Raw genomic sequence first — 24,864 nt, forward strand, 5'->3', positions numbered from 1 at the left:
GATAACATTAATGGGGGACAGAGGTACGCACGGGGACCGGCATAGTTTGTGAGGTGGCTTCCTGAATCGTCTCTGACTCACTCAAAAACTCATTGCGTGATTTGCCATGAAAACAAAACCAGCCAATTAACATGCCTGAAGCCACAACGGCGGAAAGGATGGTGTAGAGAACAATCGGGCCTGCATCGAGCAGCACCGGCGTGACAAAGGCCAGCACGCCGCAGGTCAGCCGCGCAAGGCCGACAATCGCGCCCTGCGCCGTGGCGCGCAGCATGGTCGGGAAAGATTCCTGCGACCAGACCTTCATAATCCCTTCAAACGCCATCCCGCTGCCAATCGCGGTGAACAGCAGACAGCAGAACCACGACACCGGCGAAAATTGCAGCAATACCGGCATAAAGAAGCCCCCGGCAAAAAAGCAGGCGCCGATAATGAACACCCGCATCCTTTTTTCAGTGTCCACCATCTTCATAAACAGCAGCCCAGATACCATCCCCACGGGCATCAGCAGTAAATTCCACAGTGCGTTCTTTTCAACTGTGATTCCCACCACATTCACCGCCACGTAAGCCCCAAATTGGCCGCCGGTATTAGCCGCAAGATTGGTGAACATATAGAACAGGCAGAGTGCTACAAAGGGCCACAGGTACTTTCCGCGAAGCAAATCCGCATAAGAATTCTTTTGCGCCCGCACCGTCGCTTTTCCGCTTAGTCGCTCTTTACGCGCGATCAACCACATGGGCGACTCCGGCAAAGACCACCGCAAGATCAGCAGAAGCGCGGCGACAACGCCAACATGCATATAAAGAATTTGCGCGCCAGGCTTCCCCCAACCACCGATCAGGGCAGAAAGCGCCATGGTCGAGCAAATACCGGCAAACCAGAGTAAATTCGACAGACCGATAATTTTGCCCCGATTCTTATCTGAAGCCGCCTCTGAGATAGTGGCCAGAGAGACGGGCAGATCGGCCCCGGTTGCCAGCCCGACAAAAATAGTGCCGACCAGTAGTAACGTGAAGCTCGGACCAAAGGCTAATAATAAAGAACCCGTCAGAACCATTGCCATGGTGATAATAAAAACGGTACGTCGTCCGTAATAATCTCCAAGGCGACCACCAAAAAAAGCGCCCAGTGCTATACACAATGTCAATACACCAGAAAGCGTGCCAATTTCAGCGGATGTCGTTCCCAGCGATTTTTGATAAATAACCAGCGCAGTACCATTAGAGACAATGGCTGCAGAATCAATATATGAGGCCATCCCTGATACCACACCAATATACCAGGGATTCTGCTTTTTTATCTCAGGCATTATAGTTACTCCATTTATGTTAATTAACGAATAAACAGACTCCTGAATGAAAAATGCTGAATATCACTCTCGTTACCCCAGACAAAAGTCAGCCAACTCAAAGTCTGAACGCCTTTAAGTCATTACTGGCAAAAATCAGTTAAATCATTATGAATCAGACTGAACAGATAAACTCATCTGTCGTTCCCGCGAAGGCGTGCGCCGAAAATAGCGGCGATAAGCCTCGGTTAAACGCGTAGGATTAGAAAACCCGCACGATGTCGCAATCCGACTCACAGGAATATCAGTGGTTCTCAATAACTCTTGTGCTTTTAACAGACGGTACACCTGTTGAAATTTCTCGGGGGTTTGCCCGGTCATTTCATGAAAAAAACGGTACAGCGTGCGTAAGGCAATACCGCTCTCTTCGCAGACGCTTTTCCAGTTGATCTCCTGCGCATACTTTTGCCTGACCTGATCCAGAAGATAAAATTTCCCTTTGCTTTCAATAGGTATTCCTTTGTATTCCATCACACACTGGCACAGAATGGTTAATATTTTCAAAAATGAAGATTCCGTACCAGAAAAGTAGAGCGCATCAAAAGCGTCATCCCGGCGCTGGCTGATGCTTTCTGCCAGCATCACTACCGAATCCAACACTTCATCGACCAGGGGCTGATAATTATCATTAAAAGGATGAGTGCTAATACTGAGTGCATCAATCATATCATCGATATTTTTAATGTATTTAAAATTACGCCCCCGATGAATTAAAATATTAATAAGACAAAGTTCACTGGTTGACTCATAATAATGGACGTCATTCGCTGTCACCAAAAAGAAATCACCGCGACGGATCATCTCAGCATGATCGTTAACAATATGAAAACCACTACCGCCACGCACAATCACCAGCTCATCAAACTCATGTCCGTGCAAATCAGCCATTGACTGGTTGTTTAGCATAAAAACACAAAACGCATGAGCATCTGAGGGGAAAAAATCTTCACACTGTTTGATATCAACCATTACTCCCCCAAGAGACGCAGCTTATATCCTTACATTTAACAGACATGATATCCTTGCGATATCGTTTTATTAGACAGTAATAGCGATGCCAAGTCATTACGCAAAAATGGCACTGATGCGTAACTCTCTGTGACATTATCGTCAGTTTTCTTAATAATTCGTGAGGGAGAAGAGGCTATAAAATAAAAAAGGCCCACCGGGTGAGCCTTTAAAAGAGAAGATCGAAATGATTAAGCTGATTGTTCAAACAGTTCACGTTCAAACTGCACAATACCTTCAATACGCTGCTCACCGTTATACAACCGCGCGTTTTGCAGGCCGACAAACAGACGTTCGCCGCGCACCGGGGCATCATCCCCCTGCATGACCACCGTTAGCGGTTCGTGATACCACCCGAGCGGCTGCACGATTAACTGGGTGTAGTGCCCCTTCGGGCTGGCTTCGATAACCTGTACCGGCAACGGCGAATCCAGACTGGTACGGCGGCTAATGTCGACTTCCCACGGACGCAGGAACAGATCCACCGGCCCCTGATACGCAGGCGTATAGCCCAACGGCCAGCGGTGCGCGCCAACATGGAACTGTCCGCCGCGAATCGTGCCCTGCAGACGATTAACTTCGCCCATAAATTCCAGCACAAAGCGGGTCGCCGGTTCACGCCAGACCTGATCCGGCGCATCGGCCTGTTCAATATTGCCCTGGCTCATCACCACCACGCGGTCTGCCACTTCGGTGGCCTCCTCCTGGTCGTGTGTCACAAAAACGCTGGTGAATTTCAGCTCTTCATGCAGTTGACGCAACCAGCGACGCAGCTCTTTACGCACCTGCGCATCAAGGGCGCCGAACGGTTCATCCAGCAGCAGAATTTGTGGTTCAACGGCTAAGGCACGGGCCAGAGCGACACGCTGTTTTTGCCCCCCTGAAAGCTGTGCCGGGAAGCGATCCGCCAGGTGTGCCAGTTGCACCATCTCCAGCAGTTTCATCACTTTCGCTTTGATCGCTGCCGCATTGGGGCGTTCACGACGCGGCAGGACGTTCAGGCCAAAGGCGATATTGTCGAATACGGTCATATGGCGGAACAGCGCATAGTGCTGGAACACAAAACCGACTTTACGTTCGCGGGCATGCAGGCGGCTGACGTCGGTACCGTGAAAGCGAATATGGCCGCTGGACTGATGCTCCAGCCCGGCAATAATACGCAGCAACGTGGTTTTACCGGAACCGGACGGCCCCAGCAAGGCAACCATCTGACCTGAAGGAATATCCAGTGAGATATCGTTCAGCACCTGGGTGCGACCAAAAGACTTCTTAATATTGGCAATCTCAATGCTCATGATTTTCCTCCTGTTGCGCGCGTTTTTCCTGATTTTCCAGGCGCCATTGCAACATGCTCTTCAAAAACAGGGTAACAATCGCCATCAGCGTTAGCAGCGCGGCGGCGGTAAAAGAGCCGACGGTGTTGTAGTCCTGCTCCAGTAATTCAATCTGTAACGGCAGCGACAGGGTTTCGCCGCGAATCGAGCCGGACACTACCGACACCGCGCCAAACTCGCCAATCGCACGGGCGTTGGTCAGCACCACGCCATACAGCAGCGCCCAGCGGATGTTCGGTAACGTCACGCGACGGAACATCTGCCAGCCGGATGCGCCCAGTAAAATCGCCGCTTCATCCTCCTGGCTGCCCTGGCTGAGCATCACCGGCACCAGCTCACGTACCACAAATGGACAGGTGACGAAGATAGTGACCAGCACCATCCCCGGCCAGGAGAACATTATTTGCAGGTTATGCTCGTCCAGCCAGCCGCCCAGCGGACCATTGGAGCCGTAGAACAGCAGATATACCAGCCCCGCTACCACCGGCGAGACGGCGAAGGGAATATCCAGCAGCGTCAGCAATAACTGGCGTCCTGGAAAGTTAAAACGGGTCACCAGCCAGGCCAGCAGAATGCCAAACACCAGGTTCACCGGCACCGCAATCAGGGCGATCATCACCGTCAGCCAGATGGCATGTAGCATATCCGGATCGGCCAGATTCTGTAGCACGGGCAGCAACCCTTTGCTGAACGCCTGGACGAAGATGTAGATCATCGGCACCAGCAGGATGAATGCCGACACCAGCATGCCAGTGCCAATCAGAAACCATTTTCCCCAGTTAATGCGGGGGGCGTCATAACGCTTCAATTGAGTAACTTCCGCCATTAGTGACCTACCACACGTCGGCCAAAGCGACTTTGCAGGGTGTTAATCGAAAACAGCAGCAGCAACGATGCTGCGAGGATCACTGAAGCAATGGCGCTGGCGGCAGGATAATCAAACTCCTGCAAACGGACAAAAATCATCAGCGAGGTGACTTCCGTTTTCCAGGCGATGTTGCCGGCGATAAAAATCACCGCGCCGAACTCGCCGAGGCTGCGGGTAAACGACAGCGCGATACCCGCCACCAGCGCCGGAGACAGTTCCGGCAGTATCACTTTGCGAAAGCTTTGCAGCCGCGTGGCCCCCAGCGTTTCCGCCGCTTCTTCGTATTCCGGGCCTAACTCTTCCAGCACCGGTTGCACGGTACGCACCACGAACGGAATACTGGTGAACGCCATCGCCACCGCGATGCCGAGCCAGGTGTACGTCACCTTGATATCAAACTTCGCCAGCCATTCGCCGTAGAAACCGTTAACGGAAAACAACGAGGCCAGCGTCAGACCTGCGACTGCCGTTGGCAGGGCAAACGGTAGATCCATCAGCGCATCCAGCAGCGTCCGCCCCGGGAAACGATAACGGGTTAAGATCCACGCCATCAGCAGGCCAAACACGCCGTTAAAAATCGACGCCACAAACGCCGACAGCAGCGTCACCTTATAGGCGGCGACCACCTGCGGATTGGTGATCACCTCCCAGTATTGCGCCCAGCTCATCTGCGCCAGTTGCATCACCAGCGCACTGAGCGGCAGCAGCAAAATCAGGCAAACAAACAGCAGACTGGTGCCCAGACTTAAGGTAAAGCCGGGCAGCACGCGTCGGGAGGAGACTGCAAACATTACTTACGCCCCGCCGCCAACAGTTTGTCCAGTTCACCACCGCTGGTGAAATGGGTTTTCATCACCTCAGGCCAGGAGCCAAATTTATCTTCCACGCGGAACAGTTCAGTCTGCGGGAATTTGTCTTTCAGCTTGTCCATCACTTCCGGGTTGTTCACGCGATAGTAGTAGTCCGTGATGATGGTTTGCGCCTGCGGGCTGTATAGCCAGTTCAGGTAGGCTTTCGCCGCTTTCTCGGTGCCGTTAGCCTGGACGTTTTTATCCACCCAGGCGACCGGGAACTCGGCCAGAATATTGGTTTTCGGGATAACGACTTCAAAACCCTGCGCTTCATACTGTTTGCGAATGTTGTTCACTTCAGACTCGAAGCTTATCAGTACATCGCCCAGTCCGCGTTCGGCAAACGTGGTGGTGGCGCCGCGACCGCCGGTATCAAACACTTCGACGTTTTTCAGGAACTGCGTCATGAACTGTTCGGTTTTGGCTTTATCGCCGCCGTCCGCTTTATCAGCTGCACCCCATGCTGCCAGATATGTGTAACGCGCGTTACCAGACGTTTTCGGATTCGGGAAGATCAGTTTCACGTCAGTGCGGACAAGGTCGTTCCAGTCATGGATGTTCTTCGGGTTGCCTTTACGTACCAGGAATCCCATCGTGGAGTAGAACGGTGAACTGTTGTTCGGCAGACGACTTTGCCAGTCGGCCGGGATCAGCTTGCCTTTGTCATGCAGGATCTGCACGTCAGTCACCTGGTTGTAGGTCACGACGTCGGCTTTCAGCCCCTGCAAAATCGCCAGCGCCTGCTTTGAGGAGCCCGCGTGCGACTGCTTAATGGTCAGCTTATCGCCACCGTTATCTTTCGCCCACTGCTGTTCAAACGGCGGGTTGAGGGCGGCAAACAGTTCTCGGGAGACGTCATACGAGCTGTTCAATAGCTCCGTCGCCTGCGCCTGACCGACCAGTAACAGCGACGCCATCAGCGTCAGATATCTTTTTTTCAGTAAGTTAACGGCCATTGCGCACCCTTATAAATTTGATGACTTTCTAATAGCCATAATATTTATAACGAGTGTGAAAGGAGTAACGGTTTTATATACCGTTTGCTGATTTGAAAGTTGAAAAGGGAATAAGAGAAAACCCCTCCTGAGTGTCAGAAGGGGCTATGCGGTCGTCAGACCCCGATGCTGACGGTCTCCGGCAGCGTACTGCCGCCATCAATCACGTTTTGCGTGCCCGTGAGATAGCTGGATTCATCGGACGCGAGAAAGGCCGCCAGTTCACCCACTTCCAGCGGACAGGCCAGTCGGCGTAGCGGAATAGCCTTCGCCATTTCGCTCAGTACCGATTCCGGATCGGCGGGATTTGACTGCTGCGCAATGCTTTCCGCCATCGGAGTACGCACGTAGCCCGGGCAAATCGCATTCACGCGAATCCCCGCCTGGGCATACTCAACCGCCAACGATTTGGTCAGTCCCACGATTGCCGCTTTCGATAACGCATAGGCGGTTTCCCCCGGATCGGCCACCATATCACCGGTAACCGATGACATCATCACGATGCGCCCGTCCTTACGCTTGATCATCTCCGGCAGAACGGCTTTGGTCACGTTCCAGACGCCTTTGATGTTCACATCAATGTGGAAGTCGCGGTCTTCGTCACTCATGTCGAGGAAGCTTCCCAGACGGCAAACGCCCGCATTGTTGACCAGAATGTCGATGCGGCCTTCCACCGCTTTCGCTTTCTTCAGCGCCGCTGCTACAGACGCGGGATTGGTCACATCCGCAATCACTGCGGTACAGCGATGCCCGCGGCCACCCAGTTCATCGGCCAGCTTTTCAATCTCATCGGAGATATCCAGCAAGATTAAGTTCGCGCCATGACGTGCAAATACTTTGGCGATGCCTTCGCCAATGCCCTGTGATGCGCCCGTAATCAATGCTGTTTTGCCCGTGAGTTTACCCATTTCAATGCTCTCCTTGTGAAAATGGAGTCTCACACTCCATTAACACTGAAAATACAGTAAAAACAGATAAGTGCTGAGTAACAGCTCACTAATTAAGGTAAATCTTAGGTAAAAATAATCCCCGCCAAGGCGGGGATTGGTATTTTTCACTGTTGTGCCGGATAAGGCGAAGCCATCATCCGGCACAACAACGCATTCGCGCCTGATGGCGCTACGCTTATCAGGCCTACGCGGCGCGCCAGGAACAGACGTTGTACTTGTAGTATTTGTAGGCCGGATAAGGCAAAGCCGCCATCCGGCAAACATTACAGCGCCAGCAAACGATCCAGCGACGGCGCAAAGTAATATCCGCCGGTCACCGGCTTGGTGAAGCGCAGCATGGCGTCACGCTTGCCGTCGGTGTCGCCAAACATGCTCAGCAATTGTTGTTCGATATTGTGCAAACGCGCACAGTAAGCACAGAAATAGAGACCGTGAGTGCCGCTGGCCGTCCCGTATGGCAAGCTCTGGCGAACAATTTTCAACCCTTTACCGTCTTCTTTCAGATCCACACGGCTCAGGTGCGATGTGGCCGGACGGGAGTCGCCATCGATCTCTTCGTTGGCTTCTTTGGTACGCCCGATCATCATCTCCTGATCGTGAATGCTCATACGATTGAGCTGCTTCAGATTGTGTTCCCAGCGCTGAACAAAAACGTAGCTGCCGCCAGCATCCACACCGTCTTTGATAACCGCCACGTCGCGGCGCGTTTCTTCACCTGCCGGGTTTTCTGTGCCGTCGACAAAGCCGCTGAGGTCACGCTCTTCCACCCAGCGGAAACCATGGATCTCTTCTTGTACCTCAATGCAGTCGCCAAAGGCTTCCATGGCCGCCTGGGCGACAGAGAAGTTGACATCGTGACGAAGAGAAAGAATGTGGATCAACACGTCGTACTGCGTGGCCGGAGCCAGACCTTTACCATAAGGGATGAAGTCTTTCAGCTCTTCAGCCCCGACCCCGCCGCTCAGGGCGCGCCAGGTTTTGTTGCCGAACGCCACAACCGCGCCCAGATGAGCGTCAGGGAATTTCGCTTCGAAGGTCGCCAGTTTATCGGCGAACGCTTTGCTGGCCCCACGCAGGGCGTCAACGTCGCCTTTCACATTCGCTTCAATCCAAATCGCCGCACGGCAATGTTCTGGCAAAATGCCACTCTGAACCTGAGACATCATTCCTCCTGAAAAATGAGAATGCCACGCAATCGTGGCATTGATGGGCGTTATTTTACCCTCTTTTTACGCTCGAGGGTTTGTTCAGACGCAAATTAACGACGCCAGATAATTTTGCTCACTTTCCACACTTTCAGCGTATCGTCCGGCGGCATTAATCCTTCCGGTCCCTTCCATTCACCGGTAAAGAGATAGCTAATATGTTGGCTGCCTTCGGCTTTGCATTCCACGGTACCAGGATCGTCACCGGCGGCAGGCTGACAATGGCCAAACGCTTTGCTGTAGAGGTCGCTAAACGGTGCGCCAACCTCAACACCGGCCTCGGAAGGAATTTCGCTATCCAGGACATCAATGCGGCTGATGTGACCCTGCTCGCCGTGGATGACCATCGCCACCTTGTCACCGTTTATGGCTTCGAAAAAGCGCACCACATTGCCGTTCTCGGTTTTCATGCCGCTACGCAGGCGATAGTCGCCGTCCAGCGCATCGGCAATAGCCTGCTCATCCAGCGGCGTCGACGCCGTGAGTGCACCAACGCCCTGCTCGGTCACTTCTGTCGATGAACCAAACCAGTTCCACGGATTAGCGGCAGACCAGTTTACCGACGACAGCGTCGAACAGCCGGTCAGCGCCAGCGGCATGGCACATAACAAGATACGCAGCGATTTCATCTCACTTCCTTTCATTAATATTCAACGTTACCTGGAGTCCGGCTTCAGCAAAAAGTTCCGTTATTCTTTTTCCAGAGCAAAACAGGCGCGCAGCCGTCGGTTGGTCAATAGCCACAAAAGCGCCACGATATCCGCCACCACCAGCGCCAGACCTACGCCATTGACAGGGGAGCCATTTAACCACAGCACGGGCTGCCAGCAGAGTAGCGCCACCTGAGCCGCGATCAGCAGCGGTCGCAACGCATGCCACAGACGCACAAAGGAGTAACGTCGCCCGCTCAGCAAAAACGCCAGCACCGCCGGAATGCCGGGCAGCAGTCCCAGCCAAAAGTTGTCGTGATCGGGATAAAACAGATTTAGCAGCGTGGTGCCCTGCTCGCGAGAGGAACCCGCGATCACAAACAGCACCCAGGTTCGCGCCTGGAGCAGCAGCACAAACCAGAATAAAAAGGGTAACTTCAGTACCCCATTACGATCATAATCTGAAGGAAAATACATTCGTATCCCTGGCAATAAAATAGCGTTATGCATCTTAACTAATTCGGATGCTCTTTGTCCGGTTACAGTCTGTCTTTCTCTGACAGAGTTAATCTATATTATCCTGATATTTTTCTATGACAGGGAGTTGTACATGCTTTTTTTCCGCTATGGTCTGCTTACAGGAATATTATTTTCAACCATTTCCTGTAACCAGGCCGATGACGTTATTGAGATCCCGGATACCGGCCATCAGATCACCGTCAGTCGCCAGTCACTTCGCGATGCACGCAGCAATTTTACTACCCATATTATACAAAGCAGTTTTACGGATTCAGGCGACCTGCTGACAGCCCCGGCAGACGCTTATGTGCTGACACACTACCCGACAAAATCGGGAAACATGTCGGCTTATGTCACGCCCGATCCGAAAGATGGAAAGCAGCACCCGGCGGTTATCTGGGTACACGGCGGCTATGGCGGACTGAGCGACAGTGATTATTTCTGGGAACCGCAGGAAAGAAATAACGACCAGAGCGGCAGCGCATTTCGCAAAGCTGGGCTAGTTGAGATGGTGCCCAGCTTTCGCGGCGAAGACCATAATCCCGGCAGTTATGAGATGTTCTACGGTGAGCTTGATGATATCGAAGCAGCTTATGATTGGTTAGCAAAGCAGTCATGGGTCGATCCGGAGCGCATCTATCTGGCGGGACACAGTACTGGCGGCACCCGCGTTTTACTCTCCAGCGAATATGGTAACAAATTTCGCGCCTACTTCAGCCTTGGTGCAATCCCTGATTTGAAGGCCCGGGTAGAAGGAGGAAAAATGATGGTGCCCGTGCCGTTTGAACAAACGGATCAAGAATACCGTTTACGTTCGCCAGCAACGTTTATTACCTCGATTAAGAAGCCCACATGGTATTTTGAAGGAGAGGAGAGCTACTGGTCTGCGTTCGATAACATTGCGAAGCTAGCCAGGAAAGACAACATACCCATCGAAATCCACAAAATACCTCAAGCCGATCATTTTAATATCATCGCGCCAGTGACTGAAATGATCGCCCAGAAAATCCTCCAGGATACAGGCAAGGATTGTAATATCTCTTTCAGTGAAGATGATATCGCGCAAATCGCCAGCCGCGTTGCACGTTAATCAATTATCCCCTGTCCCGATACGCGGCAGGGGAATCAGTATTCTTCATCTTCGATCAAGCGTTTTCCCAGACACAGCACGTCGGAATGCTCATAGCCGAGTCGCTCATACATCCCCAGCACGACATCGTTATCTTCACGCACCATGATCTGAATCTTCGGGCAACCGCGCGCAATGAGTTTCTTCTCGAGTCGGTTAAGCAGCGCATTGGCGATGCCGCGACCGCGAAATTCCGGATGCACGCCGAGATAATAGGCCGACCCGCGATGGCCGTCGTAACCGCCCATCACCGTCCCCACGACTTCCCCGTTCACTTCCGCGACGAGAAACAGGCTGACGTCATGATTCACCTTCCGCTCGATATCCATTTCCGGGTCATTCCACGGCCGCAGCAAATCGCAGCGCTCCCAGAGGGTGATCACCTCTTCGAAATCTTCCTGGCGAAAAACGCGTATCTCCATGGTATTGAGACCCTTTTAGCCTTAAAAATAATGATTATGGCGTGAACAACTGATTTAGCCAATATCTGACGCGAAACGGCGGAAAAAATGGCATAATAGCGAATTGTCACGTATTGAAATGAAAAGTAAAACAATTCTCAACATCAAGCGTCGTAACGGATTACGCGATACGATATAACATCAGGATTATTTTTTTTACAACTCAGGCCGTATGAGCACTTTTAAACCGCTAAAAACTCTCACATCGCGCCGCCAGGTGCTGAAAGCCGGACTGGCGGCGCTGACATTAACAGGGATGTCGAACGCCACAGCCAAAGAAGCCCCACTGAAAACCAGCAATGGTCACAGTCAGCCCACGAAAAAATCGGGCGGCAAGCGCATTGTCGTGCTGGACCCCGGACACGGCGGTATCGACACCGGCGCTATTGGCCGCAACGGCTCCAAAGAAAAGCACGTCGTGCTGGCGATTGCGAAAAATGTGCGTTCTATTTTACGCAGTCAGGGGATCGATTGCCGCCTGACGCGTTCGGGCGACACCTTTATCCCCCTGTACGATCGCGTTGAAATCGCCCATAAGCACGGCGCGGATCTATTTATGTCGATCCACGCCGACGGCTTTACCAATCCCAGCGCGGCGGGCGCGTCGGTGTTTGCCCTCTCTAATCGCGGAGCCAGTAGCGCCATGGCGAAATACCTTTCCGATCGCGAAAACCGCGCCGACGAAGCAGCAGGCAAGAAAGCGACCGACAAAGATCACCTGTTGCAACAGGTGTTATTTGACCTGGTGCAGACGGATACCATCAAAAACAGCCTGACGCTGGGTTCGCATATTCTCAGGAAGATCAAACCCGTACATAAATTGCACAGTCGCAATACGGAACAGGCGGCGTTTGTGGTGCTAAAATCACCGTCAATCCCCTCGGTATTGGTGGAAACGTCGTTCATCACCAACCCGGAAGAAGAGCGACTGCTGGGCACCACGGCGTTTCGCCAGAAGATTGCCACCGCCATCGCCAACGGCGTGATCAGCTATTTCCACTGGTTTGATAATCAGAAAGCACACTCGAAGAAACGTTAATCATGAAACCCGATGCTCTACGCGTAAAACAGTTCCTGCTGAACCTGCAGGATGCCATTTGCCAGCAACTCACCGCCATTGACGGCGCAGAGTTTATTGAGGATAGCTGGCAGCGTGACGCGGGCGGCGGCGGACGCAGTCGGGTGCTGCGTAACGGCGGTATCTTCGAACAGGCGGGGGTCAATTTTTCGCACGTACACGGTGACGCTATGCCAGCGTCAGCCACCGCGCATCGCCCGGAACTGGCGGGACGCCGTTTTGAAGCGATGGGCGTCTCGCTGGTCGTGCATCCCCTCAACCCTTATATTCCTACCAGCCATGCCAACGTCCGTTTTTTTATTGCCGAAAAGCCGGGTGCCGATCCGGTCTGGTGGTTTGGTGGCGGCTTCGACTTAACGCCCTACTACGGCTTTGAAGAAGATGCCGTTCACTGGCATCGCACCGCGCGCGATGTGTGCCAGCCGTTTGGCGACGATGTCTATCCGCGTTACAAAAAGTGGTGCGACGACTATTTCTTCCTCAAACATCGCAACGAGCAGCGCGGCATCGGCGGGCTCTTTTTCGACGATCTGAACACGCCAGATTTTGACCGCTGTTTTGCCTTCATGCAGGCCGTTGGTCAAGGTTATACCGAGGCGTATCTGCCGATCGTTGAGCGCCGCCAGGCGATGAGCTGGGGTGAACGTGAGCGTAACTTCCAGCTCTATCGTCGTGGTCGTTACGTGGAGTTTAATCTGGTATGGGATCGCGGCACCCTGTTCGGGCTACAAACCGGCGGGCGCACCGAATCCATTCTGATGTCAATGCCGCCGCTGGTGCGCTGGGAATATGACTGGCAGCCGGACGCCGACAGCCCGGAGGCTGCCCTGCACGATTTTATTCAGGTACGCGAGTGGGTGTGATTGCCGGATGGCGGCTTCGCCTTATCCGGCCTACGGGGCCCGGCTTTACAGGCCGGATAAGCGAAGCGCCATCAGGCACTACGGGGTCCGGCTTTGTAGGCCTGATAAGCGAAGCGCCATCAGGCACGCCACTACATCCACTGGCGCATTCGCTGGTGCAACGTCAGCGACGGCTTCTCGGCGAACAGTTGCTGGTAGTCGGTGGCGAACTGCCCTAAATGCCAGAACCCCCACTGCATTGCCGCATCCTTGACCGTGGTACTCTGCGACCACGGGCTGATTAATTCTCGCCGCACCGCATTCAGGCGGATCCGCTTCAGCCACGCATTCGGCCCAATGCCTAAAATGGCGTGAAATGCATTCTGCAACGTACGACGGCTGACGTGGAGCTGGTTGCAGAGGTCGAGTACCGTCAACGGCTCCGACATATTTTCCAGCACATACTCCCGCGCCCGGGAGAGCAGTTTGCGGTAGCCCTGATGGCTGATACTTTCCGCCGAGTTGATGGGATGCGCGTCCTCCAGCATCATCCCCATCGCCAACAGCAGATTATCCCCCAGCACCTTACGCACTGCGGGTTGATGAAGATTCTCCGGGTTCTCGCTAAAGGTCGCCAGCGCCTGCTGGACGAAGCCCCACAGCGCCGCCTTGTGCTGCTCTTTGACCTCCAGCGCCGACTGGTTGCGCAGCATATGCAGCACCCTTTCCGGATTATGTAAAAACTGTGCCTGACGGGAAATCACATCTTCTGAGATAACTACCCCGAGGATCGTGTAATCATCCGGCGTGCTCAGCTCGAACTCCGTACCGCCCGGGCGGGTAGCAATCTCGGCGCTGCCAAGACACTGCGCGCCAATAAATCCCTGCTCCCCTCGCGTGGCCGGAATGCCAAACCAGAACGAGTTCGGCCATACCAGGCAAGACTGACGCAGCGCCAGCCCGGTGTATTCGCGAAAAACCTGAATGTCATCGAGCAGGATTTCCGTGAATTCGCCATGAAATTTCCCCGGATGCAGCTGATCGTAAATCTGCTGCCAGGCGGTGATCGTCAGGGCGTGCTCATAAACATCCGTGGTCCGCCGCTGGTGAACGTTATCCACTTCAACCTTTGGCGTGAGTTTAACGTCTTCGGGTAACGCTTCATGATAAAGATGGTGCAAACTGGCTGAACGGGTCTTTTTCATGATCTTTTATGCCGGACGCCTGGTAAGACGCCCGGCCCTCCGACAGGTTAATTTTTTAAGCGATAGCGACTACTGCGTTTACGCAACGCCCCGTCAGTAAAGAGCTGTTCCAGCGCGTTTCTGGCCTCTTCAAGCGGCCAGCCAAAGTGCGCGGCGACTTCTCCTGCCGTCATGCCCTGACGCACTGTGGCGAGCTGTGCCAACAGCGCGTCGGCGTACTCAGACCGTGCAGGCGCTTCAGGCTTCGGCGCTTTCTTCTGCTCAGGGGGTTTCGACGCACGCTTAAATCCGCCGATCAGCCACTGGGTGTCGTCTTCTGGCCGACCAATTTCTTTGCGGCTGATGACGCGACCTGTCCGCTGCGCCGCGGCGCTTCCGGCATCCAGCGCCGCGCGGCACGCCGCCAGATCGCCTTCCACCACCAGCGTCACCTTGCCCGGGTCAAGCACTTCATGGCTCAGCAGGTTGACGTTGGCGGCTTTCAGCATGGCATCCGCCGCGTCAACGGCGGCAACCATGCCCTCCACTTCCAGTAACCCCAGTGCATTGATCATCGATGACCTCCGTTACGCGCGCTGAACAGGGTTACGGGCGATATCCAGAACCGCATCGGCAAAGGCATTGCAGGCGGCTTTACAGGCAGCCTGGCTGCCGGTCAAAAATGCCGCCGAGTAGTTGGTTTCCGACGGTGGCGGCACGTAGGTCACCAGTTGTACATCGGCAGATTTCATCGCCGCATCAATGCCATACGTCGCTTCCAGCGGCGGTGCCACCAGATAAGCCAGCGGATCGCCCAGCGCAATGCCTGCCGTTGACGAGAGATAAGAACCGGTGCGCGAGACCACGTGCGCCAGAAACGCCGTGTTTTCTGCATCATTCGCCCACTGGAACGCCGCGCCGCCTTCAATATGGGCGACCATCGCATCCAGACCGGCGCGCACTTCCGCCGGGTTCGGTCCCCCCAACATGATCAATACTTCACCAGCCGTCGGTGACGGCCCGTGAGCCGCCCCGGCGTACAGCGAACGGCCATACACCACTTCGACCATCGCCTGTTTCGTCGCTTCGTCTGCGGCAATATACGTGACGTCATCAGAATCTGCCGTGATGAGACCGAGGCTACGTATATGCGGCGGTAATTTAAGTTCGCGCGCAAACCCGTCGTTCACGGAAGCAATCACGCGCATCGCGCTGACCGAGGGTCGAATCAAATCTAATGCTGGCATGATGCCTCCTTAACGGGTCATGTTGATGCCGGACGCTTTCTGCTCCAGCATACGTTTGGCCAAATCCACGATCACGGCGGCCGCTTCTACCGGCGGCGTGCCGCCCTGGTGGATGTTGGAAATACAGGTACGGTCGGCCTCAACGGTGGTCGCCACTTTCGGTGAATAGACCGCATAGCAGGAGAGACTTTCTGATTGCCCCAGCCCCGGACGTTCACCGACCAGCAGAATCACCACCTTCGCGCCGAGGATTTCGCCGATCTGGTCTTCAATCTTCACGCGGCCATAGCGAACAAAGAACGGTGTCCCGACCTTGAGCCCGGCCTGCTTCAGACCGGACAGCAGCGGTGGCAGGATCTCTTCATAGTTCGCGGTGATCGCATCGGTAGACAGACCGTCAGACACCACGACCTGGACATCCGGGTTCGCGACGCACTGCGATTTCAGCGCGTCAATGGCTTCCTGGCTCAGTCGGCGACCCATATCCGGGCGCGTCAGGTAGAGATTTTTATCGCTGATTTCCGAACGCACTTCCAGCAGTCCCTGGGCTTTCACCCACTCTTCCGGCACCTCTTTCAGTACGGTGTCTTTCGAGCGCGAGTGGTCGGCAAGAAAGCGCAGCAGCGCCTGAGTGCGCGGACGCGGACCGGCACGGCCGGTGCAGACGCGCGCCGCAGTACTGCGCCGCAGTTCAGTCAGCACTTCGGCACGGTGCGGATTCTCCACGCCAATCCACGCTTTCGCTTCTGCGGAGCCCAGATCCAGCGCACAGCTTTCTGCGCTGGACGGTGCCGCGCACTGTGACTGGCTGCAGGACTGCGGCGACGGGGCGGCGGTCTGCGGCTCGGTCTGTCCCATTGACGCCATCACGCTGCGTACAATTTCTTCAATCTGTTTTTGATCCATTGTTTGTCATCCCCGCGTCATCAGAAGAACAGTGACGGATCGCCCGCCCGTTTGGTCAGGCGACCATTTGCCATAATGCCCATTGTTTCCAGCCAGCGTTCAAATTCCGGCGACGGGCGCAGATTCAGCAACTGGCGTACGGTCGCGGTATCGTGGAAAGCGGTGGTCTGGTAGTTGAGCATGATGTCGTCGCCAAGCGGCATACCCATGATGTAGTTACAGCCCGCAGTGGCGAGCAGAATCATCAGGTTTTCGTTGAGGTTCTGATCGGCATCGGCATGGTTGGTGTAGCAGCAGTCACAGCCCATCGAGATGCCGCTCAGCTTGCCCATAAAGTGGTCTTCCAGGCCGGCACGAATGATCTGCCGGTCATTGTAGAGATACTCTGGCCCGATAAAGCCCACCACGGTGTTTACCAGGAACGGATCGTAGTGGCGCGCCAGACCGTAGTTACGGGCTTCCATCGTCACCTGGTCCGCGCCGAAGTTCGCCCCGGCGGAGAGCGCCGAGCCCTGTCCGGTTTCGAAGTACAGGCAGTTTTCCCCGGCGATGCGGTTAAACTCCGCCCCCACCGCACGCGCTTCGTCCAGCATTGCCAGTTCCACGCCGAACTCTTTTAAGCCTTTTTCGCTGCCGCAGATACTCTGGAAGATCAGTCCGCCCGGCGCGCCGCGACGAATAGCTTCAATCTGCGTAGTGACGTGTGCCAGCACGCAGCCCTGGGTCGGGATGTTGAACTTGTCGATCACCCCATAAACCGTGTCAAGTACGCGGCTTAGGTTCTCCACGTCATCGGTCACCGGGTTGACGCCAATCACCGCATCGCCGGCACCGAAAGAGAGTCCTTCGTAGATTTGTGCGGCAATACTCTGCACATCGTCACGGGTATCGTTCGGCTGTAGACGACAGCTAAAGGTGCCCGGAATACCGATCGTGGTGTTGGCCTTTTTGATAACCGGCATTTTCTTGCCGCCGTAGATCAGATCGGCGTTAGAACAGATCTTCGCCACCGCCGCGACCACTTCCGAGGTCAACCCTTTACGCGTAAAGGCAATATCATCAACCGAGGTTTCATCGCTCAGCACGTGCTCACGCAGCTCGCTGATGCTCCAGTGCTTAATGCGGTTATAAGCCGTTTCGTTGACGTCGTCCTGAATCAGACGCGTGACGCAGTCCTCTTCATAGGAAATCACCGGGTTGTTGCGAATATCCGCCACCGTCATTTCCGACAACACCTGTTTCGCCGCCACGCGCTCCTGCGAGCTTTGCGCCGCGACGCCAGCCAGCACATCCCCCGAACGCAGTTCGTTGGCTTTTGCCAGCACCTCTTTTACATCCTTAAACTGATAAACATTGCCGAACAATGTAGTCTTTAGTTTCATAAGTCGTTCCCTCAGGAAGGAAATGCGAGTGATTTCACCGTCACCGGCACAACCGATCCGCCAAATAAAGGCGTACCAATGTCGATATAGTCGCCCGCCCGGACAATCACTTCGTCAATGACCGCCAGCGGGAGTTGCTGTAACTGTGGGCGCAACAGCATGCCCAGCGCTTTACCAAAGTCCTGCTCGGCCACCACCAGCAGGGGATGCGGATTCGGATAACGCGCGATAAACGCGAGCAGCGCGTCGATGACCGTGAGTAATGCGGCATAACGCACCGGCAACGAGGCGGGAAGCGCCAGTACGTATGCGTCAGTCTGTGGATCCAGATCGAGCTGTATCAACGCCTGTTGCCACGCGTTCACCAGATCGGCGTCATCCACCGGGATCGCCACCGGCAGATTGCGCAGCGGCAGTTGAACCCCTTCCAGCCAGATGGTGCTGCCGGAGAGCGAAAGCGTGTGCGCCCCCGCGCCAATCACCGTGGCGCGCACGGTTTGCGCCGGGAACTGCACGTTCATTTCGCGCAAACGCGGGTGCTCATGCAGCGCCGTCGCCAACAGCGGCCCAATATCAGAAAAACAGAACGGGTCGGCAGGAAGGTTGCGATAGCACTCCCCCACGCCGCCGGACAGGGTGATAACCTCCGGCTTCGCGCCCGTCGGCAGTAACCCGGTTTGCATCAGCGCTTGCGCCAGCGGCGACAACGTACCGTCGATCACTTCCACGATCAGACTCGCCATCCGCTGCGCAACCTGCCCTAACTGCGAGACGGTCAACAAACGGGCGTCGGTACCGGTACCGAACACCTCGTCGACAATCTGCTGTCCGGGCTGATGGGCATGCACGACGCGCCCTTGACCGTCGGTTTCCAGCAGACGTCCGCCAACGTTCAGGCAGGCGGTACCGCTTACCTTTCCGGCATCGAACAGGGCGTAATTCGAGGTGCCACCGCCGATGTCAATATTCAGTACCCGGCACATCCGCTGCTCAGACAGGGTCTGCGCCCCGGCGCCGTGACCGGCAATCACTGATTCCAGATGCGGTCCGGCGCTGGCGACCACAAAGTCACCGAGCGACTGAGAGAGCGTCATCACCGCCGGACGCGCGTTGCGGGTTTTCGCACTCTCGCCGGTGATGATGATCGCGCCTGAATCAACCGATTCCGGGGCGATCCCCGCCGCCTGATACTGTGCAAGGATCAGCGCTTTTAGTTCGTCCTCCCGTAACCCGCCCTGCTTATCGACGGGAGTAAAGAAGACCGGGCTTTGCCAGCTAATGTCGCGTTTAATAAATTCGTAACGGGGCACCTGCGACACTGCCGCACGGTTAACCAATTCCAGGCGCGAGAAGATCACCTGAGTGGTCGTGGTGCCGATATCGATACCGACGCTCAGTAGCTGGCGGGTGTTCACGATTGCGCCTCCGCTTCCGTTTCTGCCGGAACGTTTTCATCTTTTGGCACCAGCATCATGGCCACGCCAATCGCCGTCACACCGCCAATCAATTTGCCGACAATCATTGGGAAGATCATGGCGTTCATGTTGGCAGCCGCGAAGCCTAAGTGGTCACCCAACGCGAAGGCCGCAGAGACGGCGAAAGCACAGTTGATCACTTTGCCGCGGGTATCCATCTGCTTCATCATGCCGAACATCGGGATGTTGTTTGCCAGCGTCGCGACCATGCCACCTGCCGCCATATTGTTGATTTTCAGCAGGCTGCCGACGCGCATCAGCGGTTTTTCAAACCAGCGGGTCAGCAACAGCACCATCGGATACGCCCCGAGCAGCACGCAGGAGATGGAACCGATGACTTCAATAGCGCGCATCACTTCACCGGGAGTGTCGCCAGGCGCCATGAAGATCGGGTCAAGACCGGGGATCAGTTCCCAACCCAGCAGGAACTTGATGACTGCCGCCGCGAGGCCAATGGTGATCAGCGCAACAAGGAATTTCGCGAAGATCTGGAAGCCGCTGATCATTTTTTCCGGGATGAACTTCAGCCCCAGCGCCACCAGCACGGCGACGATGATCACCGGGATCATGTTCATCAGGATCAGCGCGAAGGTGAACTCGACGGGCTGCCCGTTGATCTCAACCCCCGAGTACATCGCGACCAGACCGCCGGCGATACAGCCGATAGGTATGGTGACAATGCCTGCCAGCACGCCAAGCGCCAGATAACGGCGGTCAGACGGTTCAATAATGCCCAGCGCAACGGGGATAGAGAAGACGATGGTTGGTCCCATCATTGCCCCCAGAATCAGCCCGGAGTAGAGCCACGCCGCGATATCGCCACCCGCCAGTTCTTTGGCGAGGAAGAAGCCGCCCATATCGCACGCCAACAGCGTGCCGGCGAACATGGACGGGTTTGCGCCCAGCATTTCATACAGCGGAATAATCACTGGCCCGAGCAATTTAGCTAACACCGGTGCCAGCGCGGTCATACCGACCATCGCCAGCCCCAGGGCGCCCATCGCCATAAACCCTTCTTCGAACTGACCGCCGGATCCCTCGATGCTTTTGCCGAACTTTCCAAGGAAGCGCGCTGACCCGCCGAACTGTGACAGGATCCTGTCAACGGCGGCAATCAGCATAAAGAACATCATGATGTACATGATGATTTCGTTAATTCCCATACCCTTGTCTCCATTTGCCAGGGTCTTCGTAGGCCTGATAAGCGCAGCGCCATCAGGCAATGATGCCGCGTTTTGCCGGATGGCGGCGCGAACGCCTTATCCGGCCTACGTCCTGGTATGCTTTTATTGTGCCGCCGCGTACAAATCGATAATGTCGCTCTGCGTAGCGGTGCGTGGGTTACTGCGAATACAAATATCCTCCAGCGCGGCTTGCGCCCAGGCGCTGTAGTGTTCTGGTTTTGCGCCGACGTCGGCGAGCCGTTTGTTCTGGCCCACTTCAGCAATCAGTTCACTGACCGCATTGATCGCATCGCGATCGTCTGATTTCTTATTGGTCAGCGCCCGCCCGATATGGCTGAAGCGTTCCCGACATACCATGCGGTTAAAGCCCATCACCGTCGGCAACAGCATGGCGTTCGCCTGGCCGTGCGGAATGTGTAATGTCGCGCCCGGTTGATGCGCCATCGCATGGCACAGTCCCAGTCCGGCGCTGGAAAACGCCATCCCCGCCATGCAGGAGGCAAGCAGCATGCTCTCCCGCGCCGCGAGGTCGTGACCGTAGCCCACCGCCTTCGGCAGCGATTTGCCGATCATCGCAATCGCGCCAATCGCCAGGCTGTCGGTGAACGGTGACGCATTCAGCGCGCTGTAAGCCTCAACCGCATGCGTCAGCGCGTCAATCCCGGTCATTGCCGTCACATGAGGTGGTACCCCTTCGGTCAGCGCGGCGTCGAGGATCGCCACGTCCGGCATCAGCGTCGCATGCGCCAGTACCTGCTTGCGTCCCGTCGCCGCGTCGATAATCACCGTCACGTTGGTGGTTTCCGATCCGGTTCCGGCCGTCGTCGGCACGGCAATCAGCGGCAGACGAGGACGTAACGCGCTGTATTCCGTCATCTCCGCCAGCGTCTGATTCGGATTGGTTACCAGCAGCGCGACCGCTTTTGCCGCATCCAGCACCGAACCACCGCCAAAGGCGACGACGCCGTCGCATTTTGACTCACGCAGTTGGGCTACCGCCGCGCAGACGTCGGTGATGCATGGCTCGCCCATCGGACACGGCCAGACCGTCATCGCCACGCCTTTCATCGCCAGACTGCGCTCTAACGACGCGGTCATTCCCGCCTGATGCAGGAAACTGTCGACCATCACGAACAGATGGCTTAAGCCTCGTGATTGCGCTTCTTGTCCGCAGGAACTGAGCGCCCCGAGCCCGCACAGCGTGACCGGCGGTACGCTGAACGTTTTCACGCGTTGCAGATTCAGGGTATCGAATGCCTGAAAGAGCGCCGTCTGCAATTCAGCTTGCATAGATTCCCTCCGCTTTCTCTCTCCCGCTGTTTGCGATCGCCAGCGGTGTCATAAACAGGCTGTGCCGGGGCAGATGCACCTGGAGTGCCGGGAAGCGCTGGCGAAACAACGCCTCCACGCCCGGCTGCATACAAGAGCCGCCCGCCAGCCATAAATCGGCTATTCCTTGTCCTTCGATATGACGGGCAACGATCTCCGCCATTTTTTCGTAGACCGGTTTCACCACCGGCCAGATATCCTGCGCGTTGCTGCGCTTGACCTGCTCGGCGTCTTCCAGTGGGATACGACGATTTCCGGCCAGAGTCAGAGAAATATGGTGACCGCCCGTCGCTTCATCCGCCGAGTACGCCACCTTGCCCCGCTTAACGATGGCGATCCCGGTCGTGCCGCCACCGATATCCACGACGCCGGCGTTATCCAGTTGCAGCAGGTCGGCAACGGCGGTCGGTTCATCCAGCACATGACTGACTTCCAGCCCGGCAGACTCCAGCACGTTGATGGAGATGCGCGGGTCGGTGCCCGGCGGAAACGAGGTCGCCGCGTGGGTAAACCGACTGCCGAGTTGCTGTTCGAGCGTATCGAGATGGCGACGCACGATGGTGACCGCCCCAAAGAAATCCCAGACGATGCCGTCGCGCACGACGTCAGCCCAGTCAAGACACACCGCAACCGGCTGTCCGTCGCCGTCGACAACCATCGACACCACATCACAGGTGCCCAGGTCAACGCCCAGCCACAGTGGGGAATCGCTCGTTGCAGGCGCCTGATTACACAGGTCGGCTGCTTTTTGCAGTCTTGGGGTGAGCCAACTTTCTTCGTCGTGCGCCATCTCTCTTTCTCTCCGTTGGCCTGAGGCACTTAAACGATGCGAAACGCATCCACCAAAACACAGCGACGCAGACGCACAAACGTGCGCGCACTGGTCACCCCTTCCCCGGTTGGCGTGGTGATGGTCATGGTGGTCCAGCCTTCACCGCCCAGCCCCAGTCCGGCAATGCACGGCCCGTTCTTGACGAAGATGCTGGTATCAATGGCGTTTGCCATCTGGTTCATGTTGTCGATGTTGCGCGAGTGCATCGCGGCGGTATGGTGACAGCCGCCTTCCAGTTGCACCGCCAGCGCGATAGCCTCGTCGACATTTGCCACCCGTACCACCGGCAGAACCGGCATCATCAGTTCAGTGACGGCAAAGGGATGCGTGGCAGGCGTTTCAACAAACAGCAGTCGGGTTTGATCCGGGACGTGCAGACCAATAGCGGCGGCGATTTTGGTCGCATCGCGTCCGACCCAATCACGGCTGACGGTACCTTTGCCGCGTTCATCGATATTTTTCAGCAGTACCGGCTGGAGCTGTTCGGCCTGCGCGGCGCTCAGTTTCACCGCCTGCTGACCTTCCATCAGGCGCATCAACTCATCCGCTACGCTGTCGACAACAATCAGCACCTTCTCATCAGCACAAATGATGTTGTTATCAAACGACGCGCCTTTGACGATGGATTGCGCAGCCCGTGCCAGATCTGCGGTTTCATCGACGACGACCGGCGGGTTACCGGCACCGGCGGCAATCAGACGTTTATTAGTGTGTTTGCGCGCGGCGTCGACCACCGCTTCACCGCCGGTCACGACCAGCAGGCCAATGCCTGGGTACTTAAACAGCCGCTGCGCGGTTTCAATATCCGGATTCGCAACGGTCACCAGTAAATTTTCCGGGCCACCCGCTGCAACCACCGCCTGGTTAAGCAGCGTAATCGCACGTTGTGAAACCCCTTTCGCCGCGGGGTGGGGAGCAAACACGACGCTATTTCCCGCCGCAATCAGGCTAATGGCGTTGTTAATCACCGTTGCCGCCGGGTTTGTGGATGGCGTCACCGACGCGACAACGCCCCACGGCGCATTTTCGATCAGCGTCAGGCCGTTATCGCCGGTCAATACCTGTGGCGATAAACACTCCACGCCCGGTGTACCGCGCGCCTGCGCCACGTTTTTGGCAAATTTATCGTCAACGCGTCCCATGCCGGTTTCTGCGACGGCAAGTTCCGCTAATTCTTTGGCGTGCTTTTCGCCTGCTTCACGTAGAGCCGCAATGGCAAGCTGACGCATCGCCACGCTCTTCAGCCCCTGCTGAGCGACTTTTGCTGCCGCCACCGCATCATCCAGGGAGGCAAAGACGCCCATTTCATGAACGGCGGTCGCCGGCTGGCTGCTGTCTTTCATTTTCAGCAGTACCGCTTTCACCACCTGTTCAATATCCTGTTGATTCATGATGTTCAGTCCTATTTGTGGAATATCACCTGACCGCCAGCCACCACTTCGTCGACGATACCAATCACGCACAGATCGACAGGGGACGCTTCGCTGCGATGCGCCTGGCGAGCAGAACTACCGCTAACCAGCAGCACCCACTCCCCGGTTCCCGCCCCGATGCTGTCAATGGCGACGGCGCACTGCCCGTCGGGATTTCCCTGGGCATCGATCATCTCCACCATCAACAATTTGTCGTGTGCCAGTCCCTGATGGCGTACGGTACAAACGATTTGTCCTGTGACGACTGCCAGTTTCATACCCGCCTCCGTGGGTTAAGTTTTGCTGCTGTCCTGTAGGCCGGATAAGCGCAGCGCCATCCGGCCCCAGTCATGCTTAGATGTTGCTGTCGCCTTTGAAGCTGATCGGGAACACTTCTTCCAGATCGCCATGCGGACGCGGGATCACGTGAACGGAGACCAGTTCGCCGATACGCTGCGCGGCGGCAGCACCAGCATCCGTTGCCGCTTTGCAGGCCGCAACATCGCCACGAACCATCGCAGTCACCAGACCGCCACCAATCTGTTTCACACCAACCAGCTTCACGCGTGCGGCTTTTACCATCGCATCAGAGGCCTCAATCAGTGCAACCAGGCCCCGGGTTTCAATCATTCCTAAAGCTTCCATTATGTTTTCCTCTCATGGGGTCCAGAA

The 24,864-nt window shown here is 55.8% G+C and carries 26 protein-coding genes; 3 read left to right on the plus strand and 23 right to left on the minus strand.

Annotation, left to right across the window (positions count from 1 at the left end; genetic code table 11):
* Positions 1-7: 7 nt before the first annotated feature.
* The 10 genes from QQZ17_RS24375 to QQZ17_RS24420 form a co-directional block, all read right to left on the minus strand.
* The gene (locus QQZ17_RS24375; protein ID WP_152403077.1) at positions 8-1,312 is read right to left on the minus strand and encodes an MFS transporter; all 1,305 of its coding nucleotides are present in this window, start codon (positions 1,310-1,312) and stop codon (positions 8-10) included.
* Positions 1,313-1,459: 147 nt separating this feature from the next.
* Positions 1,460-2,320, minus strand: a complete 861-nt coding sequence (locus QQZ17_RS24380) for a helix-turn-helix domain-containing protein (RefSeq protein WP_152403075.1) — start codon at positions 2,318-2,320, stop codon at positions 1,460-1,462.
* A gap of 230 nt (positions 2,321-2,550) precedes the next feature.
* On the minus strand, positions 2,551-3,654 hold the full coding sequence (gene cysA, locus QQZ17_RS24385; protein ID WP_152403073.1) for a sulfate/thiosulfate ABC transporter ATP-binding protein CysA: 1,104 nt from the start codon (positions 3,652-3,654) through the stop codon (positions 2,551-2,553).
* The gene (cysW, locus tag QQZ17_RS24390) at positions 3,644-4,519 is read right to left on the minus strand and encodes a sulfate/thiosulfate ABC transporter permease CysW (RefSeq protein ID WP_152403072.1); all 876 of its coding nucleotides are present in this window, start codon (positions 4,517-4,519) and stop codon (positions 3,644-3,646) included. The genes cysA and cysW overlap by 11 nt, the downstream gene beginning before the upstream one ends.
* Positions 4,519-5,352: a sulfate/thiosulfate ABC transporter permease CysT gene (cysT, locus tag QQZ17_RS24395; RefSeq protein ID WP_152403069.1), complete on the minus strand. Its 834-nt coding sequence runs from the start codon at positions 5,350-5,352 to the stop codon at positions 4,519-4,521. The genes cysW and cysT overlap by 1 nt, the downstream gene beginning before the upstream one ends.
* Positions 5,352-6,368 (minus strand): thiosulfate/sulfate ABC transporter substrate-binding protein CysP, encoded by a 1,017-nt coding sequence (gene cysP, locus QQZ17_RS24400; protein ID WP_152403067.1) that lies wholly within the window; start codon positions 6,366-6,368, stop codon positions 5,352-5,354. The genes cysT and cysP overlap by 1 nt, the downstream gene beginning before the upstream one ends.
* A 155-nt stretch (positions 6,369-6,523) precedes the next feature.
* Positions 6,524-7,315 (minus strand): SDR family oxidoreductase UcpA, encoded by a 792-nt coding sequence (gene ucpA / locus QQZ17_RS24405; RefSeq protein WP_152403065.1) that lies wholly within the window; start codon positions 7,313-7,315, stop codon positions 6,524-6,526.
* A 305-nt stretch (positions 7,316-7,620) separates the two neighbouring features.
* On the minus strand, positions 7,621-8,520 hold the full coding sequence (yfeX, locus tag QQZ17_RS24410) for a porphyrinogen peroxidase (protein ID WP_152406279.1): 900 nt from the start codon (positions 8,518-8,520) through the stop codon (positions 7,621-7,623).
* Between the two features lie 95 nt (positions 8,521-8,615).
* Entirely contained in the window at positions 8,616-9,191 is a 576-nt protein-coding gene (locus QQZ17_RS24415) for an RpoE-regulated lipoprotein (RefSeq protein ID WP_152403063.1), read from the minus strand.
* Positions 9,192-9,251: 60 nt separating this feature from the next.
* Positions 9,252-9,689: a DUF2919 domain-containing protein gene (locus QQZ17_RS24420; protein WP_152403061.1), complete on the minus strand. Its 438-nt coding sequence runs from the start codon at positions 9,687-9,689 to the stop codon at positions 9,252-9,254.
* Positions 9,690-9,822: 133 nt separating this feature from the next.
* Here QQZ17_RS24420 and QQZ17_RS24425 point away from each other — a divergent pair, with 133 nt between their 5' ends.
* Positions 9,823-10,821: an alpha/beta hydrolase family protein gene (locus tag QQZ17_RS24425; RefSeq protein WP_152403059.1), complete on the plus strand. Its 999-nt coding sequence runs from the start codon at positions 9,823-9,825 to the stop codon at positions 10,819-10,821.
* Positions 10,822-10,856: 35 nt separating this feature from the next.
* Here QQZ17_RS24425 and QQZ17_RS24430 read toward each other — a convergent pair whose 3' ends face one another.
* Entirely contained in the window at positions 10,857-11,282 is a 426-nt protein-coding gene (locus QQZ17_RS24430; RefSeq protein WP_042317665.1) for a GNAT family acetyltransferase, read from the minus strand.
* 211 nt (positions 11,283-11,493) lie between these two features.
* On the opposite strand from QQZ17_RS24430, the gene amiA reads away from it, so the two are divergent.
* Positions 11,494-12,360: an N-acetylmuramoyl-L-alanine amidase AmiA gene (gene amiA / locus QQZ17_RS24435; protein WP_152403057.1), complete on the plus strand. Its 867-nt coding sequence runs from the start codon at positions 11,494-11,496 to the stop codon at positions 12,358-12,360.
* A gap of 2 nt (positions 12,361-12,362) precedes the next feature.
* Positions 12,363-13,262, plus strand: coding sequence for an oxygen-dependent coproporphyrinogen oxidase (gene hemF, locus QQZ17_RS24440; protein WP_152403055.1), 900 nt, complete (start codon positions 12,363-12,365; stop codon positions 13,260-13,262).
* Between the two features lie 131 nt (positions 13,263-13,393).
* Here hemF and eutR read toward each other — a convergent pair whose 3' ends face one another.
* From eutR to eutM, 12 genes are all read right to left on the minus strand, one after another.
* Positions 13,394-14,446, minus strand: a complete 1,053-nt coding sequence (gene eutR / locus QQZ17_RS24445) for an HTH-type transcriptional regulator EutR (RefSeq protein ID WP_042999892.1) — start codon at positions 14,444-14,446, stop codon at positions 13,394-13,396.
* A 47-nt stretch (positions 14,447-14,493) separates the two neighbouring features.
* Positions 14,494-15,000, minus strand: a complete 507-nt coding sequence (gene eutK / locus QQZ17_RS24450) for an ethanolamine utilization microcompartment protein EutK (protein ID WP_152403053.1) — start codon at positions 14,998-15,000, stop codon at positions 14,494-14,496.
* Between the two features lie 12 nt (positions 15,001-15,012).
* Positions 15,013-15,672, minus strand: a complete 660-nt coding sequence (gene eutL, locus QQZ17_RS24455; RefSeq protein ID WP_046484833.1) for an ethanolamine utilization microcompartment protein EutL — start codon at positions 15,670-15,672, stop codon at positions 15,013-15,015.
* A gap of 9 nt (positions 15,673-15,681) precedes the next feature.
* Positions 15,682-16,578 (minus strand): ethanolamine ammonia-lyase subunit EutC, encoded by an 897-nt coding sequence (gene eutC, locus QQZ17_RS24460; RefSeq protein WP_152403051.1) that lies wholly within the window; start codon positions 16,576-16,578, stop codon positions 15,682-15,684.
* A gap of 20 nt (positions 16,579-16,598) precedes the next feature.
* Complete coding sequence (eutB, locus tag QQZ17_RS24465; RefSeq protein ID WP_152403049.1) at positions 16,599-17,960, minus strand: ethanolamine ammonia-lyase subunit alpha; 1,362 nt, start codon at positions 17,958-17,960, stop codon at positions 16,599-16,601.
* A gap of 11 nt (positions 17,961-17,971) precedes the next feature.
* Positions 17,972-19,375, minus strand: coding sequence for an ethanolamine ammonia-lyase reactivating factor EutA (eutA, locus tag QQZ17_RS24470; RefSeq protein ID WP_152403047.1), 1,404 nt, complete (start codon positions 19,373-19,375; stop codon positions 17,972-17,974).
* Positions 19,372-20,598, minus strand: coding sequence for an ethanolamine utilization protein EutH (gene eutH / locus QQZ17_RS24475; RefSeq protein ID WP_152403044.1), 1,227 nt, complete (start codon positions 20,596-20,598; stop codon positions 19,372-19,374). The genes eutA and eutH overlap by 4 nt, the downstream gene beginning before the upstream one ends.
* Positions 20,599-20,721: 123 nt before the next feature.
* Entirely contained in the window at positions 20,722-21,909 is a 1,188-nt protein-coding gene (gene eutG, locus QQZ17_RS24480) for an ethanolamine utilization ethanol dehydrogenase EutG (protein WP_152403042.1), read from the minus strand.
* On the minus strand, positions 21,899-22,738 hold the full coding sequence (gene eutJ, locus QQZ17_RS24485; RefSeq protein ID WP_152403040.1) for an ethanolamine utilization protein EutJ: 840 nt from the start codon (positions 22,736-22,738) through the stop codon (positions 21,899-21,901). The genes eutG and eutJ overlap by 11 nt, the downstream gene beginning before the upstream one ends.
* Before the next feature lie 29 nt (positions 22,739-22,767).
* Entirely contained in the window at positions 22,768-24,171 is a 1,404-nt protein-coding gene (locus QQZ17_RS24490) for an aldehyde dehydrogenase family protein (protein ID WP_152403038.1), read from the minus strand.
* A gap of 11 nt (positions 24,172-24,182) precedes the next feature.
* The gene (eutN, locus tag QQZ17_RS24495; protein ID WP_042317652.1) at positions 24,183-24,470 is read right to left on the minus strand and encodes an ethanolamine utilization microcompartment protein EutN; all 288 of its coding nucleotides are present in this window, start codon (positions 24,468-24,470) and stop codon (positions 24,183-24,185) included.
* A 76-nt stretch (positions 24,471-24,546) separates the two neighbouring features.
* Positions 24,547-24,837 carry an ethanolamine utilization microcompartment protein EutM gene (gene eutM / locus QQZ17_RS24500; protein ID WP_000387720.1) on the minus strand — a complete coding sequence of 97 codons (291 nt, stop codon included), beginning with the start codon at positions 24,835-24,837 and terminating at the stop codon, positions 24,547-24,549.
* Positions 24,838-24,864 lie beyond the last annotated feature (27 nt).

Origin of the sequence: Citrobacter sp. T1.2D-1, from assembly GCF_950098555.1 — a bacterium.
Taxonomy (GTDB): Bacteria; Pseudomonadota; Gammaproteobacteria; order Enterobacterales; family Enterobacteriaceae; genus Citrobacter_A; species Citrobacter_A telavivensis.

Coding starts and splice junctions, on each gene's coding strand:
- cysW (WP_152403072.1), bottom strand. CDS start 4,519: ATGGCGGAAGTTACTCAATTGAAGCGTTATGACGCCCCCCGCATTAAC.
- QQZ17_RS24375 (WP_152403077.1), bottom strand. CDS start 1,312: ATGCCTGAGATAAAAAAGCAGAATCCCTGGTATATTGGTGTGGTATCA.
- cysA (WP_152403073.1), bottom strand. CDS start 3,654: ATGAGCATTGAGATTGCCAATATTAAGAAGTCTTTTGGTCGCACCCAG.
- yfeX (WP_152406279.1), bottom strand. CDS start 8,520: ATGTCTCAGGTTCAGAGTGGCATTTTGCCAGAACATTGCCGTGCGGCG.
- hemF (WP_152403055.1), top strand. CDS start 12,363: ATGAAACCCGATGCTCTACGCGTAAAACAGTTCCTGCTGAACCTGCAG.
- eutJ (WP_152403040.1), bottom strand. CDS start 22,738: ATGGCGCACGACGAAGAAAGTTGGCTCACCCCAAGACTGCAAAAAGCA.
- eutH (WP_152403044.1), bottom strand. CDS start 20,598: ATGGGAATTAACGAAATCATCATGTACATCATGATGTTCTTTATGCTG.
- amiA (WP_152403057.1), top strand. CDS start 11,494: ATGAGCACTTTTAAACCGCTAAAAACTCTCACATCGCGCCGCCAGGTG.
- QQZ17_RS24425 (WP_152403059.1), top strand. CDS start 9,823: ATGCTTTTTTTCCGCTATGGTCTGCTTACAGGAATATTATTTTCAACC.
- QQZ17_RS24415 (WP_152403063.1), bottom strand. CDS start 9,191: ATGAAATCGCTGCGTATCTTGTTATGTGCCATGCCGCTGGCGCTGACC.
- cysP (WP_152403067.1), bottom strand. CDS start 6,368: ATGGCCGTTAACTTACTGAAAAAAAGATATCTGACGCTGATGGCGTCG.
- eutC (WP_152403051.1), bottom strand. CDS start 16,578: ATGGATCAAAAACAGATTGAAGAAATTGTACGCAGCGTGATGGCGTCA.
- QQZ17_RS24420 (WP_152403061.1), bottom strand. CDS start 9,689: ATGTATTTTCCTTCAGATTATGATCGTAATGGGGTACTGAAGTTACCC.
- eutG (WP_152403042.1), bottom strand. CDS start 21,909: ATGCAAGCTGAATTGCAGACGGCGCTCTTTCAGGCATTCGATACCCTG.
- QQZ17_RS24490 (WP_152403038.1), bottom strand. CDS start 24,171: ATGAATCAACAGGATATTGAACAGGTGGTGAAAGCGGTACTGCTGAAA.
- ucpA (WP_152403065.1), bottom strand. CDS start 7,315: ATGGGTAAACTCACGGGCAAAACAGCATTGATTACGGGCGCATCACAG.
- QQZ17_RS24430 (WP_042317665.1), bottom strand. CDS start 11,282: ATGGAGATACGCGTTTTTCGCCAGGAAGATTTCGAAGAGGTGATCACC.
- cysT (WP_152403069.1), bottom strand. CDS start 5,352: ATGTTTGCAGTCTCCTCCCGACGCGTGCTGCCCGGCTTTACCTTAAGT.
- eutL (WP_046484833.1), bottom strand. CDS start 15,672: ATGCCAGCATTAGATTTGATTCGACCCTCGGTCAGCGCGATGCGCGTG.
- eutM (WP_000387720.1), bottom strand. CDS start 24,837: ATGGAAGCTTTAGGAATGATTGAAACCCGGGGCCTGGTTGCACTGATT.
- eutN (WP_042317652.1), bottom strand. CDS start 24,470: ATGAAACTGGCAGTCGTCACAGGACAAATCGTTTGTACCGTACGCCAT.
- eutB (WP_152403049.1), bottom strand. CDS start 17,960: ATGAAACTAAAGACTACATTGTTCGGCAATGTTTATCAGTTTAAGGAT.
- QQZ17_RS24380 (WP_152403075.1), bottom strand. CDS start 2,320: ATGGTTGATATCAAACAGTGTGAAGATTTTTTCCCCTCAGATGCTCAT.
- eutK (WP_152403053.1), bottom strand. CDS start 15,000: ATGATCAATGCACTGGGGTTACTGGAAGTGGAGGGCATGGTTGCCGCC.
- eutR (WP_042999892.1), bottom strand. CDS start 14,446: ATGAAAAAGACCCGTTCAGCCAGTTTGCACCATCTTTATCATGAAGCG.